Origin of the sequence: Alginatibacterium sediminis, from assembly GCF_003610775.1 — a bacterium.
GTDB lineage: Bacteria > Pseudomonadota > Gammaproteobacteria > Enterobacterales > Celerinatantimonadaceae > Alginatibacterium > Alginatibacterium sediminis.
Genome location: NZ_RAQO01000007.1, coordinates 148380 through 165072, shown reverse-complemented (window position 1 = coordinate 165072; position 16693 = coordinate 148380). Strand labels below are relative to the sequence as shown.

Below are 16693 nucleotides of genomic sequence, written 5' to 3'. Positions count from 1 at the left end.
TTTATTTGTATGGCCTAATCATCTATATGTAGCACTTATGTTAACTTAAAAGGAAGTGCAATCATGCTGGCTCATGCGGACTATTTACTCCAACTGCATCAAATTGATCTCGATTACGTGCGAGACATGGGGGCGTATTTTAATAATTTGCCGCAAACTGGTCATGCAGATACAGCATTTCGATTGCGTCGATATTCGGTTGTATCAATGCGAGATGGTGTAGTTTGCGATGAACAGCGGCAAACGTTTTGTCAGTCATCTGATGTGAATGGATTTCAAGGTGATGTGCTACGTCAATTTGAGCCCCTAGAGTCAACACTGATTTCAAGTAAGGGCATGTTGCAATTGTGTCAGGGTTTTCAGGAAGCAAACCAATTAGATGATGGTCATGAGATTGAGATTCACCAGATAAGAATCATCACACAAGGCTCACCCAGTCTGGTTGCACCAGAGGGAATACATCAAGATGGCTTTGCTCATATAGCCATAGTGGGCATAGCTCGCCATAATATCCAAGGTGGCGACTTCATGGTCTTTCGTGGTAAAGGTGAAAAAGCTATGTTCAATGAAAAATTACGCGATGGCGAAGTAGCAATGTTAGCTGACGACAAGCTTTGGCATTATGCAAAGCCAATCAAAATAATTGATACAAATGATATTGGCTATATGGATGTATTCGTTCTAACTGCAAAAGGAAGCGCATGAAATTTGATGTAGAGCTAGCCCGTAAACAATTCCCAGCACTATCTGGTTTTGAAGGGCATGTTTATTTCGATGGGCCTGGAGGTGCGCAAGTTCCTCAGCAAGTCGCCGAGGCCGTCGCTGCGTATTTACTGCATTCCAACGCGAATCTAGGCGGTTTTTTTGAGAGTAGCAAGCGTACCAACGCTGTATTAGATAAAGCGCGCGTTTATGCGGCAACCATTTTAAATGCCGCAAGTAAGGATTCAATCGTATTTGATCAGAATATGACCTCGCTCGCGTTTAAACTTAGTCGCGCGATATCCAAGGACTGGCATGAGCAAGATGAAGTTATCGTCACTTCATTAGACCATTATTCGAATGTGTCGAGCTGGCAGTTAGCCGCACAGGATAAAGGCGCGAAAGTTCACCAGGTTCAAGTTGATGTTGATCGCTGTGATTTGGATTACGTACATCTAGAGTCGTTGTTAAACCCTAACACTAAGTTAATTGCCTTAACTTATGCATCGAATACCACGGGTACTATTGTTGATTTAAAACGAGTCATTGATAAAGCGAAAAGCGTCGGAGCCTTGGTATTCGTAGATGCTGTACACCTAGCTCCGCATGGTATTATCGATGTCCAAGCCCTCGGCTGCGACTTTCTTTGTTGTTCTGCCTATAAGTTTTGCGGACCCCATTTAGGTATTTCCTACATTGCTCCTACATTTATAGACTCACTTCAGGCTTATAAAGTTGAGCCTGCCCCTGCGCTTGGACCTGCTCGTTTTGAAACTGGCACACAAAGCTTTGAGGCTATGTCGGGATTTATTGCAGCCGTTGATTACTTGTCGCAGTGGGGCGATAGTGAAACTGATTTGCGTCTTGCTTGGACGCAGAGCATGGGCAAGGTGATAGAGTACGAAACAAGCCTTGGTCAATACTGTTTAGAGCAACTAGCTAGCATCCCCGGTGTACAAGTTTATGGACATCAATTAGGAGCATTGAGTACCCCAACGTATGCGCTGCGCATTGAAGGCCACAGTCCCGAGTCAGTCGCCAAAACATTAGCGCAGCACAAGGTTTGTATTTGGCATGGGCATTTTTACGCCAAGGGCTTAGTTGAGCAGTTAGGATTAGCGGATCAAGGCGGCCTAATCCGAATTGGTTTGATGCACTACAACACTTATGCCGAAGTCGATTTAATGATTGGTGTTTTACGTCGTTTATAGAGCGAAAGTGAGCTTACAAGGTCACTCTAGCGTTTGCTTTTGTTCTATTAATGCGCAGTTGCTAGCGCTAGGCTTTGAAAACGGTTGACAGTGGTGATTTGGCTGCATAGAATTCGCCTCGATTTCACAGATAATATCTGCATCGAAATTGGGGCTATAGCTCAGCTGGGAGAGCGCTTGCATGGCATGCAAGAGGTCCGCGGTTCGATCCCGCGTAGCTCCACCAATTTTCGATATCCCAAATCTGTGGGGCTATAGCTCAGCTGGGAGAGCGCTTGCATGGCATGCAAGAGGTCCGCGGTTCGATCCCGCGTAGCTCCACCAAATTTCTACCCACATTTTTATCCAAAATCTTTATTCCTAATTCTTCATACTCTGTCATTCAACTCATTGCGCAGTTTTTAAGCTATCAATTAGTGCAAGGTCAAAACTAGGATGATTAAAGCTAAATCCAGCATCCAGGAGATTTTTTGGCACGATATTTTGACTTGCTAGTATCATTTCAGACATCTCGCCTAAACCAAGTTTTAGCGCAAAGCTCGGCACTTTAAACCAACAAGGGCGATGGTAATAACTAGCGAGTTGTTTGGATAGATGCTGATTATTCACCACCTCTGGTGCGCAAACGTTAAATGCACCTGCTAGTTGCTCCTGAGTCAGTAAAAAGTCCATTGCTCTGATTTGATCTTCTAAATGGATCCAGGACATCAGTTGTTTACCGCTACCCATTGGACCGCCTAGGCCTAGTTTAAAAACCGGGGCTAAGCGCTTTAACAGCCCGCCATTTACACCTAAAACCACAGCTGTTCTTAACAAACAAACTCGAGTTGATGGGCTCTGAGCTTGTAGAGCTATGTCCTCCCACTTGCTACAAACTAGATGGGGATAATGCCCTTGGGTAAAATGACTGTTCTCGTCTTGTGGTTCATCAGAATAGTCGTAAATGCCAATGGCGCTGCCACTTAAAAAGGTATGGGGTGGGGTTTCGCTGTGTTTTATTAATTCAAACAGTTGCTCAGTTAAAGCCCATCGACTGCCTTCTATTTTTTGGCGTTGCTTTGGGGACCAAGGTTTATCCGCAATTGCCTCGCCAGCTAAATTTACGATGGCGTCAAAATCATTGAGATTATCTAGTTGGCTCAAAGACTCAATGTACTGATGTTGCTCACCAAGTAAGTTCTGGGCACGTGTTACGTTTCGGGATAAAAGAGTTAGTTCATGCTGATGCCAATATTTGCATAAGGATTGGCCGATAAACCCGCTGGCACCGGTGATGAGAATTCGCATAAGCATGACCTTTAGTTTTGGTAAGCTGTGAATGATGACTATATCCTAGCCCCATATAGCTATAAACGCTTAAAGTGGGGTGGAACGATCATCTTGGAATTAAATTAGTTGTTAAAACATATGCCTGAGTTTGAGTTATAGTTAAGATTCAAGCTATTAATTTAGCTAAATGCTTATGTAAGGACTCGTTAATGGCGTTACAAGCTCCAAAAAATCATATCGTTACCGCGGCTGCATTAATGGTTGTACTCGCCGGTCTCAAAGCGGCAACACCCATTTTGCTACCGTTTCTGCTGTCGATGTTTATAGCAATAGTATGTGCGCCTATCGTTAGGATGATGAAAAAGGTTGGGATCCCAAGTGTGATCGCCGTGATGTTGGTCATCATTCTGATTGTAGGAACTTTATTGGGACTCGCAGGCGTAGTAGGACATTCGCTAAATGAGTTTAGAACTTCAATTCCAGAGTATCGAGACCAGATCATTGAGCAGCTTGGCTCATTAGTCATTTTTGCCAAACGTTTCGATATTGATATCTCGATGCATATGGTTACCCAGTACTTCGACCCGAGTTTAGTTTTTGGACTGTTTGCAAATACCTTAAGCGGCTTTGGCAGTATTGCAACCAATGCGTTTATGATTCTTATGGTAAGTATTTTTATGCTCTTAGAAGCGGATACCATGCCTAAGCGAGTCCATGTTGCGATTCATGACCCCTCGGTCCGAATCTCTCAAATTGACCGTTTCTTGAGTTCTGTTAATAGTTATATGGCAGTTAAAACCGCCATTAGTTTAATCACAGCAATCCCGATTACCTTGATATTGATGTGGATTGGCATTGAATATGCGCCAATGTGGGGAATACTCGCTTTTTTGCTAAATTATATTCCAAACGTAGGCTCCTTGTTGGCCGCGATCCCTCCGGTATTATTAGCCGCGCTGCAATTTGGGCCTAGTCAAGCTTTGGGAGTCGCAGGTCTTTATCTTGGCGTTAATTTGGTGATGGGCAACATTGTAGAACCACGGGTTATGGGTAAGGGCTTAGGGTTGTCATCACTAGTGGTTATTTTAAGCTTAATCTTTTGGGGTTGGTTATTCGGGAGTGTTGGAATGCTACTTTCGGTGCCATTAACCATGATCGTCAAAATTGGATTGGAGTCGAGTACCGATGGCCATTGGTTAGCACTGTTGCTCAGTCACCCTGATGAACTTAAGGAGAGAGAGTTTGTCGAGGATATGCAAAGCTCAGATATTATTGGAGCCAATGAAGAAGTTGCAAGTATTACGGATGCCGACTCAGACTCTCATTTAGCAGCAAAAGTTGAACCTAACTCGCCCGCTTAATACAGCTTTTCATCTAAACGAAAAAGGGCGCTCATATGAGCGCCCTTTATGTTGAAAGTCTTAAGACTTAATCGCGATTGTCACTGGGGTTACAGTTTCTTAGAAGCAAAACCTAGGCCGGCAATAATGGCTATTGCTATCAGCATGATAGGGCCTTTGCCATCGGTGAAGCCGCCATAGATCCCTGCAATCGCAACAATTGCAATAGCAACTGGAATTACATATTTTACTAATGCGTACCAAAGTTCAAACAACGCGAATGGTTTGTCACCCTGGTTGGTGATTTCATCTTTTAGGTCTTGCTTGTTGAGTCTCCAACCAGCAAAGATACAAATCAACATACCGCCAACAGCCAAGAATACTTTATCGGTGAGCAAATCAAATACATCAAATGCGCCGGTATCAAATATTGTTGGTCCCACGCCGCCAAGTGAAAGCGAAGCAAAGATACACAAGAAGGCCATTACCACACTTGCTGACAATACCGCGCCAATGCGGCTCATTTTCTTCTCATCAATCAAGTAGGACACGACTACTTCGAGTAGAGAGATTGATGAAGTAAGTGCTGCGACTGACAATCCAACAAAGAACAGTAGTGCGAACATCGTTCCAGCACCGCCCATTTCGGCGAACAATTGCGGAACAACCACAAACACTAAACCAGGACCTGCTGCAGGTTCAATACCAAATGCAAACATTGCTGGGAACATTGCAACACCAGCAAGGATCGCAACGCCGGTATCCATAGCCACAACCATACCGGTTGTTTGGACTAAGTTTTCTTTCTTCTTAAGATAGCTTCCATAGGTAATCATACAACCCATACCTAGGCTTAGAGAGAAAAATGCTTGCCCTAGTGCAGCTAAGATTACGCCGCTGTCAACTTCAGAGAAATCAGGCTTGAACAAGAACTCTAGACCGGCAGATGCGCCCGGTAGGCTTAAGCCCTTAATCGAAACCACAATTAACATGATAAACAAGATAGGCATGAGGATTTTACCTGCTTTTTCAATACCGCCTGAAATACCGCGCATTACAATCACGATATTAAGCAGTAGATAAGCACCCATCCACATTAGGGGTTGGATAGGATTGGTAATAAAGCTGCCAAAAGAATCGGAGATAGCAGCTGGCTCGCTGAGTAAGCCACCACCGATTTTAAATACATATGCTAGCGACCAACCACCGACAACAGGGTAAAAACCCATAATCAATAAACCGGTAACAACACCTAATACCCCAACAAAGCTCCAACGACGATCCGTTGATTTAAACGCACCCACCGCTGAGCGTTCAGTCCGACGACCGATGGTAAACTCGGTAAGCATAACGCTAAAGCCGATAAAAATTACAAAGAACAGGTAGATTGCAACAAATGCACCGCCGCCGCTTTGGCCTGCCGTGTATGGAAATTTCCAAATGTTACCAAGGCCAACAGCTGAGCCAGCTGCCGCCATAATAAAACCGAGTTTCGACCCCCAATGGTCGCGTTTTTTGGTGGGTGTTGTGTTGGTGCTGTTCACATTTACTCCAAGTTGTTGTGAGTTAGACGTGCACTTTCCGTGCTTATCAATTTACAGCCGGGAAAACTAGCATTTTTAACAGAGTATTTCACTGACTAGTTTGCTTTATACGTCATAAAAACCGAGGAAAAGTCCCATTATTTGAACTAATAATGCTTACTCGGCGAAATTTGCAGATTTCTTGAGCATTCGAACTGTGGGCTTGTCTGTTTCCAGAAGATTTTGTAGGTGTTTGTAAAAACTGTGAGCTGATTCTGGGACGCTTCTAGACGTAATCGACTAGTCTAAAGGTAACAAAGAATTACTAGATTTACTCGTTGTCGACTATAGCTCGTGAACAACAGGAGTGATTGATGGTAAATGCTTTAATTGTGTTTTTGCACTCGGTACTCAAAAGTCTACGCGATCTTTTGCCTATTGCTGTGGTCGTATTGTTTTTCCAAACTCTGGTTTTGCGCCAACCGCTTCCTGATTCATCTACAATTGCACTGGGTATGTTTCTCGTCGTCTTAGGTTTGAGCTTATTTATTGTTGGCTTGGATATGGCACTATTCCCTTTGGGCGAGAAATTGGCCTATGACTTTGCACGGCGAGGACGCTTAAGCTGGTTGTTGTCTTTTGCGTTCTGCCTTGGTTTTGCGACCACGGTTGCCGAGCCTTCCCTGATCGCCATTAGCCGTCAAGCAGCTGAAATTGCCGCCATCGAAAATTTCATTGATTCGAACGTTGTTGCTAAAACTAACTATGCACTTCAATTGCGATTGGTGGTTGCGGTTTCTGTTGGTTGCGCATTAGTTATCGGGGTTATTCGCATTTTGCGTGGCTGGCCACTGCATTGGATTATCCTTAGCGGCTATTTGGTGGTGGTCATTTTGAGTTACTTTTCGGCACCTGAGCATATTGGGATTGCTTATGACGCTGGCGGTGTCACTACCTCAACCATTACCGTTCCACTGGTCACGGCGTTGGGGGTAGGCTTAGCTGCTTCTATCCATGGCCGAAGTCCTTTAGTCGATGGTTTTGGTTTGATCGCTCTTGCATCTTTATCGCCAATGATATTTGTACTCGCATTCGGGATGATTAACTAATGGCAATACTAACTTCACTGCTTGAAGGTCTAGTTGCAACTTTCCGAGATGTGTTGCCCATTGTGCTTGTGATTGGCTTCTTTCAGGGGGTATTGCTACGCAAGCGTGTACAAAACCCTTTGCGTCTAGTTGTGGGCCTGGTATGCGTGCTGCTAGGCATTAGTTTGTTTCTACTGGGTCTTGAGTTAGCCTTATTTCCTTTAGGTGAAACCATGGCGCGACAATTAACCTCAGCGCAATTCATTCAATCTCAGCTAGGCGAGCAACTTGCTACCGGCCATTGGCAAGAATATTTCTGGGTTTATATTTTTAGCGCTGCTATCGGTTTTAGCACCACCTTAGCGGAGCCAGCTTTGTTGGCCATTGCTATTAAAGCTAATGCTGCGAGTGGTGGGGCGATTCGGGTTGGAGGATTACGGGTTGCAGTTGCTGTGGGAGTTGCACTCGGCCTAGCTCTGGGCAGTTATCGAATCGTAGTCGGTGATCCTTTGCCATACTACATCATCACTATTTACGTGATTGTGTTGGTGCAAACCATGTTTGCTCCAAAATCGATGATCCCTCTTGCGTATGACACCGGTGGTGTTACGACTTCTACAGTAACGGTTCCGCTAGTGGCCGCTCTAGGGCTTGGGCTGGCACAAAATGTTCCTGGTAGAAATATAATGATTGATGGTTTTGGCTTGATAGCCTTCGCAAGTGTTTTTCCAATGATGACGGTACTTGCTTATGCACAGGTAAGTGCATGGATAGATAAGGGGAAAAAAGATGGAGTTTAAACTAATAGTGGCCTTTATTGATGACAAGAAAACGGCTTTGGTATTAGATGCAGCAAGAGCCGCTGGAGCCACAGGTGCTACAGTTATCGACCATGCGCGTGGTGAGGGAGTGCGTAAACACAAAACATTTTTTGGCTTGTCTTTGGAAAGTCAGTGCGACGTGCTGTTATTTGTCGTTGAAAGCCATCGAGCGCAAAACATATTGTCGGCTATTCAAACGACTGCAGGATTTGATCAAGAGCAAGGTCAGGGAATTGCGGTGCTTATAGATGTTGAGCAAGCCGTCGGCGTTGCACATCAGATCCAAGCGATTACAGACCAACGTGAACGTTAGTTTGTGAGTTCACGCATGTTTTTAATCGGATAGTTTGCCCCACTAGGATACTATTGTGGATAACTTTAGGTTAAATTCTATAAAATACACTTGAATTGTGCGCAATATTAAGATTAGTCTGTTTTAACTCACAAATCCTGTGGGTTAAAAGCACTTTAACTGTGGATAACTGTATTAAGTCATTGTTTTTATTGGTAAATAAAAAACGCATAAAAAAGCCCCGATCTTCGGGGCCTAATTCAAATGACTGGTGCTTTTGCTCTATTCAATACGTTGTGCTGATTGAATAGCAGTCAATGCAATGGTGTAAACAATGTCATCAACCAAAGCGCCTCGGCTTAAGTCATTCACTGGTTTGTTCATACCTTGTAGCATTGGACCGATACTTATAAGGTCTGCACTTCGTTGAACAGCTTTATAGGTTGTATTACCAGTGTTGAGATCTGGGAATACAAACACTGTTGCTTTACCAGCAACCGGACTATTTGGAGCTTTGCTCTTGGCAACATTTTCCATGATGGCTGCATCGTATTGCAATGGTCCATCAATAACGAGGTCTGGACGACGCTCCTGAGCTAGTTTGGTGGCTTCACGAACTTTGTCTACATCAGATCCCTTACCTGAACTACCAGTTGAATATGAGATCATCGCAACACGAGGCTCAATACCAAACGCTGTAGCGCTGTCAGCAGACTGAATCGCAATATCCGCTAGCTGGTCTGCTGTTGGGTCTGGGTTAATTGCACAGTCACCATAAACTAAGACTTGATCTGGCAATAACATAAAGAAGATCGAACTCACTAGGTTATAGCCGGGTGCGGTTTTAATCAGTTGTAAGGCAGGGCGAATAGTATTGGCAGTGGTGTTTATCGCACCTGATACCAAGCCATCAACCGAGTCGCAAGCGAGCATCATGGTGCCAAGTACAACATTGTCTTCAAGTTGCTCACGCGCAACGACTTCAGTTAGACCTTTGTTTTTACGTAATTCTACCATTGGTGCAACGAATTTATCGCGAGTTTGCAGTGGATCTAAGATCTCGACGTTATCGCCAAGTACAACACCTTGTTGTTTTGCGATACGGTGAATTTGCTCAGGATCACCTAACAAAACAGGACGGGCAATACCACGTTCGGCGCATACCGCTGCTGCAGCAATGGTGCGAGGTTCTTCACCCTCAGGAAGTACAATACGGCGATTTGCGGTGCGAGCCATTTCAGTTAGCTTATAGCGGAATGCTGGAGGCGATAAACGACGTGGTCGCGCTGATGTTGATGTCAGTGACTCAATCCAATGTTTATCAATGTGACCAGCTACGTAATCTTGTACCAAGTTAATACGGTAGGTATCGTCTGCAGGGATCTCGGTATTGAAGCTCTGCATGGCGAGTGATGTTTGCCAAGTATTAGTCTTGATTAGCATCACCGGCAAACCAGTTTCGAATGCGCGCTCGCACAATTTTAAAACTGTTTCTTCAGGCTGATAACCACCTGTTAGTAATAAGGCGCCAACTTTAACGCCGTTCATTGCCGCCAAACAGGCTGAAACTATAACGTCGGAACGATCGCCAGAAGTTACCAAAAGGCTACCAGCTCCAAAGTGTTCAATCATGTTTGGAATACTACGAGCACAGAAGGTGACACGGCCCAAACGGGTATTCATGTCGCCTTCATTAATGATGGTGGCATTTAAGTGGGTAGCAAGGTCACGAGCACGAGGCGCAATTAGAGGGGCATTCCATGGGATACAACCCAAAATGCGTAGCGGGCTTTTGCCGAACATTTGTAGCACTTCAAGATTAGCGTAGTTCGCGTTTTTGCTATCAAACATTTCGGTTAAGTCAGGGCGAGTGATTTCACTTTCGTCAATCGGCGCACCAACTTTATTAATAATACAACCAATAATGCGTTTGTTCTTAAGACCACCAAAGTTATTGCAGGCAATCTCCATACGCTCTTTTAGCTGCTGCGAGGTATCGTTTGCAGGATTAGTTACAAACACCATATCCGCATCTAAAGCTTTAGCAATGCCGTAGTTTAGTGAGTTAGCATATGGACTTTCACTAGTCGGAACCAAGCCTTCAACCACAACAATTTCGCTACCAGTTGTACCGTTGTTGAAGCGCTCTACAATAGCCTCCAGCAAATCATCTTCGCGGTTGGAACCGATCAAAGATTCAGCATGGCTTTGGCTAAAGGGTTCTGGTGGAATAATATCCGTTGCGTTGCGAATAATTGCTGTTGAACGCTCAGGACCTTCGTTGCGTCCTTTGGGTTGTGCAATTGGTTTAAAGAAATTGACACTAACACCGTTGCGTTCCATTGCGCGAACCATACCTAGGCTAACCGAAGTTACACCGACACCAGCACCTACTGGGATTAACATAATTGTACGAGCCACAAACTACCTCTTTATTAAATAGGGGAGCAAAGTAGAGCCGGACTATGCCGGCTCAAGTTGGTTACGCGAGAAGAGCAGCTGCATCGCTTGCGATGACAAGCTCTTCGTTGGTTGGAATGACCAAAATTTTACGACTTGTTGCGCTACCGATTTCACCTTCAGCACCAAAACAAGTTTTTGTATTCGCATCGTTATCGATCTCGAATCCAAGTAATGACAAACGACGTACAGTTTCTGCACGCACAGGCGCAGAGTTTTCACCGATACCACCGGTAAAGACTAGTGCATCGAGTTGACCGTCCATAGATGCAGCGTAGGCCGCAATGCTTTTAGCTAAACGGTAACAAAAAACGTTCATGGCTCGAGTGGCAACTTCGTCTCCGGCAATGAAGCCATCTTCTACAAAGCGGCAATCGCTGGTTGTTTCAGTTAAGCCCATAAGACCAGATTGGTTGGTCAGCATGTTGTTAACTTCTTGCAAAGTATAACCTTCACGGTCAACCAGATGGAAAATAATAGCCGGGTCAATATCACCACTGCGAGTACCCATTACTAGGCCTTCTAGTGGAGTAAGGCCCATCGTAGTATCAACACTAACGCCACCTTTTACCGCGCAAAGCGAGGCGCCATTACCTAGGTGAGCTGTTATGACATTGGTTTGCGCTGGCTCTTTGCCTAGCATTTTTGCAGCTTCATTGGCTACATATAAGTGACTGGTTCCATGCATACCATAGCGACGAATACCTTTTTCGCGGTAAAGCTTATAAGGTAGTGCATATAGATAGCTTTGCTCAGGCATGGTTTGGTGGAATGCAGTATCAAATACTGCAACCATTGGTAAGTCAGGGAAACATGATTGTGATGCGCGAATACCGATTAAGGCTGCTGGGTTATGCAAAGGTGCAAGGTTCGAACACGCTTCGATGCCGTTAATAACATCTTGAGAAATCACAACTGATTTAGTGAATTTTTCACCACCGTGAACGACGCGATGACCAACAGCTATAAGTTGCTCTAAAACTTCAGGGTGATTCACTAGAATTTTTTGAACGATAAACTCAATAGCCTCACGGTGAGCAGCATAGCCACCTAGTTTTTCGCTATGTTTTTCGCCATTGGCTTTCCACTTAATGCGAGCGTCTTCTAAATTAAAACATTCAGCAAGACCAGAGAGCTTTTCGTCGCCAGAGATTGCGTCTAATATCGCAAATTTTAGGGAAGAGCTGCCGCAGTTTAAAACCAATACCAATTTGTTGCTCATTGAAGTTACCTGTCATTCGTGGTTCAAAAGTACTTGTATCATCAAGCACTATGGATTGTGGTGCCGACTGTGTTTACATCCCGAAGTATAGTAGATCACGTCAAATTTTCTTCAGCGAATTTGAAACGAATGTTACGGGTTAGTATAAATAACGCTATGCGCAAATCACGAAGCGAACTAAACTGTAAATAAAGCTGCTTATGCAAACGTTGTCAAAGGCAGCAAAATGATACCTGAATCACATTTTTCGGTATAGTGGCAAAAGCCGCCGTTTAGCGAATTTATTAAGAAATAGTAGCTAATATTGGTTTAGGTCAATTTATGGGGACGAAATGACAAAACTTGCAGCGATCTTAAAAGATGGTCAGCGCTACATGAAAGCTTGGCCAAAAGAAGCGGTACTATCGTCTATGTTTCCTGAGTCACGGGTAATTTTTGCAACTTCGCTTGCGATAAAAACAATGCCAGCTATAGCTGTAGCTACTGTTACCTTGCCATTTATAGGCCATCAGGATGAACTTCTTCCGCAAGCTATGATGATGGCGACAGTGCTATTTTTTATGCCGCTCCAAGGATTGTATTGGTTAGGAAGTCGCGCTAATGAAAATTTGCCGCCAAGCTTAGCTAATTGGTATCGAGATATGCACCAAAAACTAAGTGCAGCTGGTGAATCGGTGCCTAAAGTCAGCACTCGACCTCGTTATTTCGATTTAGCCTCGGTGCTTCGTCAAGCCTTCGAGCGCTTTGACAAAGGTTTTGTTTTAGACCAAGAGAACTAAGTCCAAGCCAATTAGCAATTCTGATAACGGTTAATTATGAACTGATACTGCATGCTATCTATTGATTGGCATAAAGCATCTAACTCGTCTTGTGAAATCTTCCATGCAAATGGTGTCATCATCGCCAAGGCCTTCATCGTTGGAAAATCTATTTCAGACTCTTTGCTTATTTTGTCACAACTGATGTGCGTAAAACCGTCGAACTGCTCAGGCTTTTCGTCGTGTTCTATTGGAGCGGAATAGATTTTTGATTTGAGTTGCCACAAGTGTTTTGATCCTGGAGTTACCGTCAAAAAGCTCGCCTTGGGTTTTAAACAACGCTGCATTTCGCTTGCGTCGCACGGCGCAAAAACTTTTAGGGCTAGATCGACACTGTTATCTAAAACAGGAAGGCGGTTGTTGCTTGCAACCCAGTAATCAATGGCAAGTGAATGGCGTTTTGCATGCTTTGAGGCTAAGCGGATTGCCGATTTCGAAATATCGATACCGCTAAACTTGATGTTGTCGGCCAATTGCTGACTTAATTGTTGGGTATAAAAGCCTTCACCACAACCGATATCAAGTAACTCAATAGGCTGAGTTTGACCTTCTAACAAGTCCGAAATTGAAGAGCCTAGTGCATCAATAAGGAAATTGAACTGACCACTTTGCAAAAACGTTTGGCGCGACAACATCATGTCTTGATTATCGCCAGGGTTAAGCGTGTTTTTAAACTGGACTGGGAGTAGGTTTAAGTAGCCTTCTTTGGCGCGGTCGTATTGATGCCCTGCATCACATTTCATACCGCCAGGACTTTGCTTAAGGCGCTGCTCACAAAGAGGGCAACGCAAGATAGAACTGCTCATAAACTAGTAGATCACATTGTCGTGGTATTGACTTAAGATACCTTTGATTCGTTCCATGGTCTCTTTGCTTGGTGGATGTACGTCTTTAAGCTGATACTCTTCGCCCATGGCCGTCCATTTATGAGCACCAAGTTCGTGATAGGGCAGCATTTCTATTTTTTCAACATTAGGCATCTCTTTAAGCATTTCACCTAATAAATGTGCTGACTCGTCATCGTCGGTGTAGCCAGGGACAACCACATAGCGTATCCAAGTTTTTTGACCAACTTTCGCCAAATAACGTGCAAAATCAAGAGTACGTTTATTACTTACGCCAACCAAAATCTGATGTACATCATCTTTCATCTGTTTGATATCAAGCATGACCAAATCGCTCACTTCAAGCAGTTGGTCAATCACTTCAGTATGCTTGCGCACATAGCCGTTGGTATCCAGACAGGTGTGGATGCCCTCAGCTTTACAGGCGCGGAAGAAATCACGTACGAATTCTGCTTGAAGTATCGCTTCACCACCGCTGGCGGTTACTCCACCGCCACTGGCGTTCATGAAATGGCGATAGGGAATGAGATCTTTCATGAGATCGTCAACGCTGACCTCTTTACCACCATGAACATCCCAGGTATCACGATTGTGACAATACATGCAACGCATTAGGCAGCCTTGCATGAACGCGATAAAGCGTATGCCTGGGCCATCGACAGTGCCACAGGATTCTGTTGAGTGTATGCGACCAAGCTTTGACAAGAGACTACTCCTAATTGAAGCGGATGAAAAATATGCGAAAAAAAACCTCACCAAAGGCGAGGTTCTAGTTTACCTGAAGCCGTGGTTTTAGGCCACGGCATTACTCTTACAAAGTAGCAGTAAAGGTACGGGTAATGACGTCTTGTTGTTGCTCTTTAGTTAAAGAGTTAAAACGTACCGCATAACCAGAAACACGTATGGTTAATTGTGGGTAGTTTTCAGGATGCTCCATTGCATCCAACAACATTTCACGGTTCATCACGTTCACGTTCAGGTGTTGACCACCTTCGGTGTTTTCAGTGTGGTAGAAATAACCATCCATCAAACCAGCAAGGTTGGTTTTCTGAGTGTCATCATCTTTACCAAGTGCGTTTGGAACGATAGAGAAGGTATATGAGATACCGTCTTGAGCGTTTGCAAACGGGAGTTTTGCAACTGACGTTAGTGAAGCAACTGCGCCTTTCTCATCGCGACCATGCATTGGGTTTGCACCCGGAGCAAAAGGAGCGCCAGCACGACGGCCATCAGGTGTATTACCTGTTTTCTTACCATAAACAACGTTAGACGTAATGGTGAGAACCGATTGCGTAGGGATAGCGTTGCGGTAAGTTTTAAGCTTACGGATTTTGTTCATGAAGGTTTCAACAAGGTAGCATGCGATATCATCTACACGATCATCGTTGTTACCAAATTTAGGGTAATCACCTTCAATTTCAAAATCTAGCGCCAAACCGTCTTCGTCACGTACTGGTTTTACTTTCGCAAATTTAATTGCAGATAGTGAATCAGCAGCAACCGACAGACCAGCAATACCACAAGCCATAGTACGGCGTACGTCACGGTCATGAAGTGCCATTAGAGCGGCTTCATAGCTGTATTTGTCATGCATATAGTGAATACAGTTAAGTGCAGTCACATATTGCTCAGCTAACCAATCCATCAAACTATCAAGGCTGGTCATTACTTCATCATAATCTAAGTATTCACCAGTGATTTTGTCAGCTTTAGGTCCAATTTGGATCTTAAGCTTCTCATCAACACCGCCGTTTACTGCGTACAACAAGGTTTTAGCAAGGTTGGCACGAGCACCAAAGAACTGCATGTGTTTACCAACAACCATTGGCGATACACAACATGCGATTGCGTAATCATCGTTACCAAAGTCTTCACGCATCAAATCATCGTTTTCGTACTGGATAGATGATGTATCGATAGATACTTTCGCACAGTACTTTTTGAAGTTGATTGGAAGTTGCTCTGACCAAAGTACAGTAATGTTTGGCTCAGGAGATGGGCCCATAGTGTACAAGGTGTTTAAGAAACGAAATGCAGTACGGCTTACTAAAGTACGACCGTCAACACCCATACCACCAATTGATTCTGTAGCCCAAATTGGATCGCCAGAGAACAAATCATCATATTCAGGTGTACGTAGGAAGCGAACCATACGTAGTTTCATTACCAAGTGGTCAACTAGCTCTTGAGCCTCTGACTCAGTCAAGATACCGGCTTTCATGTCACGCTCGATGAACACATCAAGGAAAGTCGTTGTACGACCAAATGACATTGCAGCGCCGTTTTGCGATTTAACTGCGGCTAGGTAGCCAAAGTATGTCCATTGGACGGCTTCTTTAGCATTTTTAGCTGGAACAGAAATATCACAGCCGTAAGTTGCAGCCATTTCTTTGATTTGTTGCAAGGCACGGTATTGGTCGAAGATTTCTTCGCGCAATTGGATCGTGTCGTTAAGGGTATCGCCAGCAAGCAAGTCTTTTTCTAAAGAACGGTGCTGCTTCGATTTGTCAGCCATTAGGTAATCGATACCATATAGCGCAACGCGGCGATAATCACCAATGATACGTCCACGGCCGTATGCATCAGGAAGACCTGTCAAAACACCAGACTTACGGCACTTCATGATACTACCGGTATAAACGTCAAATACACCTTGGTTATGTGTTTTGCGGTATTCGGTAAAGATTTTCTTAACGCTTGGGTCCAGTTCGCGATCGTAAGCTGCACATGAGCCTTCAATCATACGAATGCCGCCGTTAGGGATCAACGCACGTTTAAGTGGGGCTTCAGTTTGCAGGCCAACAACAGTTTCTAGATCTTTGTTGATGTAACCAGCTTCGTGTGAAGTGATGGTTGAAATAACGCTTGTATCGAAATCAACAGGAGAGTGAGTACGGTTTTCTTCTTTGATACCTTCCATCACTTTAGCCCAAAGCGCATCCGTCGCTTCAGTTGATCCAGCTAGGAAGCTTTCATCACCCTCGTATGGAGTGTAGTTGCTCTGGATAAAGTCTCGTACATTAACTTCGGTTTTCCAGGCGCCATCAGCAAAGCCTTCCCAAGCTGTAACGTTTTGTTCTGCCATTTTATACCTACCTTCTT

Annotated in this window: 14 protein-coding genes and 2 tRNA genes; 9 read left to right on the top strand and 7 right to left on the bottom strand. The window is 44.2% G+C overall.

What is annotated here, in order from left to right; all coding sequences use genetic code 11:
- The first annotated feature begins 63 nt into the window (after positions 1–63).
- From DBZ36_RS13760 to DBZ36_RS13745, 4 genes are all read left to right on the top strand, one after another.
- The gene (locus DBZ36_RS13760; RefSeq protein ID WP_120355528.1) at positions 64–705 is read left to right on the top strand and encodes a 2OG-Fe dioxygenase family protein; all 642 of its coding nucleotides are present in this window, start codon (positions 64–66) and stop codon (positions 703–705) included.
- Positions 702–1913, top strand: coding sequence for a cysteine desulfurase-like protein (locus tag DBZ36_RS13755; RefSeq protein ID WP_120355527.1), 1212 nt, complete (start codon positions 702–704; stop codon positions 1911–1913). Before DBZ36_RS13760 ends, DBZ36_RS13755 begins: the two co-directional genes overlap by 4 nt.
- Before the next feature lie 150 nt (positions 1914–2063).
- A tRNA-Ala gene (locus DBZ36_RS13750) sits at positions 2064–2139 on the top strand.
- A 22-nt stretch (positions 2140–2161) separates the two neighbouring features.
- Positions 2162–2237 (top strand) — tRNA-Ala (locus DBZ36_RS13745).
- A gap of 63 nt (positions 2238–2300) precedes the next feature.
- Here DBZ36_RS13745 and DBZ36_RS13740 read toward each other — a convergent pair.
- Complete coding sequence (locus tag DBZ36_RS13740) at positions 2301–3200, bottom strand: TIGR01777 family oxidoreductase (protein ID WP_120355526.1); 900 nt, start codon at positions 3198–3200, stop codon at positions 2301–2303.
- A 191-nt stretch (positions 3201–3391) separates the two neighbouring features.
- On the opposite strand from DBZ36_RS13740, the gene DBZ36_RS13735 reads away from it, so the two are divergent.
- Positions 3392–4543 (top strand): AI-2E family transporter, encoded by a 1152-nt coding sequence (locus DBZ36_RS13735; RefSeq protein ID WP_120355525.1) that lies wholly within the window; start codon positions 3392–3394, stop codon positions 4541–4543.
- A gap of 89 nt (positions 4544–4632) precedes the next feature.
- Here DBZ36_RS13735 and DBZ36_RS13730 read toward each other — a convergent pair whose 3' ends face one another.
- Positions 4633–6066, bottom strand: a complete 1434-nt coding sequence (locus DBZ36_RS13730) for a sodium-dependent transporter (protein ID WP_199711878.1) — start codon at positions 6064–6066, stop codon at positions 4633–4635.
- A gap of 353 nt (positions 6067–6419) precedes the next feature.
- Between DBZ36_RS13730 and DBZ36_RS13725 the strand changes: the two genes are divergently transcribed.
- From DBZ36_RS13725 to DBZ36_RS13715, 3 genes are read left to right on the top strand one after another with little or no spacing between them, the layout of a single operon-like run.
- The gene (locus tag DBZ36_RS13725) at positions 6420–7154 is read left to right on the top strand and encodes a DUF1538 domain-containing protein (protein WP_120355524.1); all 735 of its coding nucleotides are present in this window, start codon (positions 6420–6422) and stop codon (positions 7152–7154) included.
- Entirely contained in the window at positions 7154–7933 is a 780-nt protein-coding gene (locus tag DBZ36_RS13720; RefSeq protein WP_120355523.1) for a DUF1538 domain-containing protein, read from the top strand. Before DBZ36_RS13725 ends, DBZ36_RS13720 begins: the two co-directional genes overlap by 1 nt.
- On the top strand, positions 7923–8267 hold the full coding sequence (locus DBZ36_RS13715) for a P-II family nitrogen regulator (protein ID WP_120355522.1): 345 nt from the start codon (positions 7923–7925) through the stop codon (positions 8265–8267). The genes DBZ36_RS13720 and DBZ36_RS13715 overlap by 11 nt, the downstream gene beginning before the upstream one ends.
- Before the next feature lie 261 nt (positions 8268–8528).
- Here DBZ36_RS13715 and pta read toward each other — a convergent pair whose 3' ends face one another.
- Positions 8529–10667, bottom strand: a complete 2139-nt coding sequence (gene pta, locus DBZ36_RS13710) for a phosphate acetyltransferase (RefSeq protein WP_120355521.1) — start codon at positions 10665–10667, stop codon at positions 8529–8531.
- A 61-nt stretch (positions 10668–10728) separates the two neighbouring features.
- Positions 10729–11928, bottom strand: a complete 1200-nt coding sequence (locus tag DBZ36_RS13705; RefSeq protein ID WP_120355520.1) for an acetate kinase — start codon at positions 11926–11928, stop codon at positions 10729–10731.
- A 332-nt stretch (positions 11929–12260) separates the two neighbouring features.
- Here DBZ36_RS13705 and yfbV point away from each other — a divergent pair, with 332 nt between their 5' ends.
- On the top strand, positions 12261–12707 hold the full coding sequence (gene yfbV / locus DBZ36_RS13700) for a terminus macrodomain insulation protein YfbV (protein ID WP_120355519.1): 447 nt from the start codon (positions 12261–12263) through the stop codon (positions 12705–12707).
- Between the two features lie 11 nt (positions 12708–12718).
- Here the strand turns inward: yfbV and DBZ36_RS13695 are convergent, their stop codons facing one another.
- From DBZ36_RS13695 to pflB, 3 genes are all read right to left on the bottom strand, one after another.
- On the bottom strand, positions 12719–13552 hold the full coding sequence (locus DBZ36_RS13695; protein WP_120355518.1) for a putative RNA methyltransferase: 834 nt from the start codon (positions 13550–13552) through the stop codon (positions 12719–12721).
- A 3-nt stretch (positions 13553–13555) separates the two neighbouring features.
- Positions 13556–14296, bottom strand: coding sequence for a pyruvate formate lyase 1-activating protein (gene pflA / locus DBZ36_RS13690; protein WP_120355517.1), 741 nt, complete (start codon positions 14294–14296; stop codon positions 13556–13558).
- 106 nt (positions 14297–14402) lie between these two features.
- Positions 14403–16676 carry a formate C-acetyltransferase gene (pflB, locus tag DBZ36_RS13685; RefSeq protein WP_120355516.1) on the bottom strand — a complete coding sequence of 758 codons (2274 nt, stop codon included), beginning with the start codon at positions 16674–16676 and terminating at the stop codon, positions 14403–14405.
- Positions 16677–16693 lie beyond the last annotated feature (17 nt).